At 39.8% G+C, this 4,028-nt stretch carries 3 protein-coding genes; all 3 read right to left on the bottom strand.

The window, feature by feature from the left end:
* Positions 1-449 precede the first annotated feature (449 nt).
* Positions 450-1,313: a sensor histidine kinase gene (locus tag ACKPEB_RS14995; RefSeq protein WP_408965731.1), complete on the bottom strand. Its 864-nt coding sequence runs from the start codon at positions 1,311-1,313 to the stop codon at positions 450-452.
* Between the two features lie 138 nt (positions 1,314-1,451).
* Positions 1,452-2,675 carry a geranylgeranyl reductase gene (gene chlP / locus ACKPEB_RS14990; RefSeq protein ID WP_408965730.1) on the bottom strand — a complete coding sequence of 408 codons (1,224 nt, stop codon included), beginning with the start codon at positions 2,673-2,675 and terminating at the stop codon, positions 1,452-1,454.
* A gap of 196 nt (positions 2,676-2,871) precedes the next feature.
* A partial coding sequence (locus ACKPEB_RS14985) for a lipid-A-disaccharide synthase (RefSeq protein ID WP_408965729.1) occupies positions 2,872-4,028 on the bottom strand: 1,157 nt, incomplete at its 5' end.

The following is a 4,028-nucleotide window of genomic DNA, read 5'->3' as shown; positions in this document are numbered from 1 at the left end:
AATTATTACAGAATATTAAAGAATGTCAAATTTAGTAAATTAGGGTTGGCAACCCAGAAAGTTATGTTATGTTAATAGTCATAGGACACAACTCAATAACACAAACATTGAGAACAACCCCCTTGGATTAAATGCGAGTGTCCCGTCTGCTTTAGTCCAGTTGCAACGCCATCAGTAGCAATGTGAACTGCTAAAATGTTGACATTGTAAAGGATCACTGATTCACTTGAAGCACTTGAGGAATTGAGTTAGCTTTGGGGTCAATGTCATAACCAAAGGTCTGTATAGACTTCGCTAGTAAAATACTTCTGGTTGGGATTGTTGCAATTTTTGTCCACTTTATTTAAGTATCTTCATTTTTTTATCTAACTTACCTGAAATCTGCTTGAGTCAACTTAGTTTACATTCTAATGCTAAGGTCTGGTTATTCTATACCAGACCTTAACTATTTAACAGGGAAGTTCAATCCTAAATTCTGTTCCGCTTCCTAATGCAGATTGACATTGAATTTTACCTTGATGTTGGTCTTCAATAATTTGGCGACTAACTAATAAACCCATTTGGGTTAAGGGTTCTACGGGCTTTGTGATGAATACTTCTTGAAAAATAGTCTTCTGAACATCTTCTGACAATCCTAAACTATTATCTTGAATTGATAAGATTACCGTATCTGTATTCAAGCTAGTTTTAATCGTAATAGTCGGTTTAAAATCAGGATCAGAAGGTTGAGCTTTAGCTTTTTCATCTAAAGCATGAATTTGATAATTAATTAAATAAGAGATGGCTTGATTAAAATGCCCTGGACAACAATTAATTTCAGGGATGTCTCCATAGCTTTTAATAATCTCAATTGGAGACCTAATTTTAGTGCCTTTGCAACGACTTTTAACCATTAATAAGACACTATCAATGCCATCATGAAGATTAAATAATATTTGGCGATCGCTTTCAAAGCGGGCAAAGGTTCGTAACGCATTACTAATTTGATGTAACCGTTGAGCTCCATTTTCCATTGCCGATAACAGTTTCGGTACATCTTCCGTCAAATACTCTAAATCAACGGCATCAATTTCATCAGCAATTTCATCAACCGGTTCAGGATAATGTTCTTGATATAATTCAATTAACTTCAATAAATCTTTAACATAATCTTTAATGTAAGTAATATTTCCAGTAATACAACCTAACGGATTATTAATTTCATGCACTACACTGGAAACTAAATGACTTAAAGTTGATATTTTTTCTTGTTGAACTAATTCCAGAATCTCCGCCGCATTGAGTTGTGCTTCTGACGGGTTAGTTGGACTCATGCTAAATTCTCCCTATCACCATTAATCAGCCATCCTTGAATTCCAGAAAAGAAGTTATTAGTTTATTCTAAACCTTTAACTCTTAACTCTCAACGATGACTGATTACTGGTTACTGATGACTGAACACTGATCGGTGATTAAGGTGCTAACGCACTTCCGCGTAATAAACTTCCCAAAGTTTTCGCTGTAATCTTCATCTGAATGAGGGGGTTCGCCGGAACAACGGTTTTATACAGATAGCTATCAAAGGTTAACTTCTGCACATCCCGATCCGAACACATCTCCACAAACGCTTCGCGGGTTGCATCTGTGCGATAGAACACCCGTTGCAGAATATCCAACACCAGATAAGTCATGCCATATTTCTTATCCCAGAGTTTGATATATTGCTTCAGATCCGCTTCTGTGGGAATGCGTTTACCACTATTACTCATTTCCACAATGGTTTCAGCACACATCCGACCCGACTTAGCGGCAAAATAGATGCCTTCTCCAGAGGACTTGGTAACAGTTCCGGCGGCATCTCCCACTAACGCCACTCGTCCCACAACCCGACGAGGACGGGGATGTTCGGGGATGGGGTGAGCTTCCACTTTAATAATTTTACCGCCTTCGATGCGGTGGGCTGCCCGGGCGCGAATTCCCGCTTGTAATTGTTTGATCATCGCTTGGTTGGGTTTCATGGTTCCAGTTCCCACCGCAACGTGATCATATTTGGGGAATACCCAAGCGTAGAAGTCTGGAGAAACGTCGTTTCCAACGTACATTTCCGCCCGATCTTCATAATAGGCCATTTTATCTTCGGGAATGCGAATGCGTTCTTGGAAGGCGATCGCATAATTATAATCCCCAGCATCAATGGCTTTGGCAATGCGGGAGTTAGCACCATCAGCCCCAATGACCACATCAACTTCTAAGCTTTTCGGTGTACCTACGCCACCTTCAGCGTCCGAATGATCATGATAATGAAGCACATAGGGCTCGGAACTGGTTTTGGGAATTTCTAATTGATGAACAGTACCATTTATTAAAATTGCCCCCAAGGAGGCGGCGCGATCGCGCATAAACCCATCGAGAATTTCCCGACGGCACATTCCAATATATTCGTCTTCTTTTTCAATGAAGATATCAACCTCACGGTTGGAGGGAGAGATCATTTTCATTTTTCTCACCCGCCGATCAATGATGTGAGCAGGTAAGTCAAACTCGCTCACCATGCAAAGCGGGATCGCCCCACCACAGGGTTTGGCGTTATCCAGCTTGCGTTCAAACAGGTAGGTTTTGATGCCTGCTTTAACTAGCGTCTCGGCTGCGGAGGAACCCGCAGGGCCAGAACCAACAACAGCAACCCGTAGTGTCAACGGTCTTCTCCCAATCTATCTCGTCTTTTTACTAATGTTTGATGGTATCACGGACACTGACCTCCTAGCCATTTCTCCCCCCCCTGTCGTGATGCTTTGCAATACACCTTAACAGTTTGTAATATTTGAGGGAACGGGGAACAGGGAATTACGAATTACGAATTACGAATTACGAATAGGAAGATGGGAGGACTTTTTAACTTTTTATCTGTTCTAAGGATTCTTGAATAATAAGATGAGCTAATTTTTGGGCGGCGCCGGGTTTGCCTCGAACTTGCTGTAACCTCTGGCGCATGGTTTCTAATTGTTCAGGGTGATCTAAATAATTTAAAACTAAATTACCAATATTTTCGGGTTGAAGTTTTCCGACTAATTCAGGGACAATTTCTTGTTTTGCCCAAATATTCGGCCATGCAAAGAATTTACCTGTTTTTAAGACTAAGCTATTAATAATTTTAGCAAAAATAGAACCCATTCCGGGTAAGTTCGCTAAAATTCCGGGGATGCCATCCCAGGAACGCATCGCATCTAATTGTTGGGTCGGTAATAAGACAATCATGGGAACCGCTAAGGCTCCTAATTCGGCAGTATTAGCTCCGACTGTTGTTAAGCAAAGTTGGCAGTTTGATAGTAAATTATAAGCTGGAAATTGAGTATTTATTTCAATTATAACATTATTTTTAGTTTTTAAATAAGGATTTTCTTCTAAATAAAGTTCTGCTGAAATTCCACCGAAACTTTCAATGATAGGATTATATTGAGGATCGGCAAAATGAGCTAAAGTTTGTAAATCCAAGGTGGGTGCTAGGGGAATAATAAATCTTGTTTGGGGTCTTTTTTGGTGTAAATATTCGGCAATGGCTAAAGTCAAAGGTACACCTTGAGCTAATTTTGCAGCTTTAGAACCCGGTAATAATCCAATAATGGTATCCGAAGAAATCCGAGAGTTAGAACTAGATAACGCGACATCTGCCATTAAATCTCCGATGACTTCTACCTTCTCTTGATAACCTTGGGGAATAGACTGTAAAATTTCAGATTTCATCACCCCAAAACGGTTAATATACCGCCACCATCGCGCTTCCCATTCGGCATAAATAACGCTGCGATATCCTAAACGTTTACTAATAACTAACGTAAAAAATTGATCTCCGCCTAAAAATAAAACGACACCATTTTGATACCAGTCCCAGTTTTCTTGAGTTTTTCCCAATAATAAAAATTGCCAGAAATATTCTGCGCCTTGAACTCGATCAATTTCAGGATAAGACCGAGCAATATTAACTTCTTTTCCTGTTGCATTAGGACAGGGAGATAAAACTAAAGAAATTCTCGCTGGAAACGATTGATTTT

Source organism: Planktothrix sp., assembly GCF_046067725.1.
GTDB lineage: Bacteria > Cyanobacteriota > Cyanobacteriia > Cyanobacteriales > Microcoleaceae > Planktothrix.
Note: the sequence above shows the minus strand (reverse complement) of the source record. Positions and strands in the feature narration are given on the sequence as shown.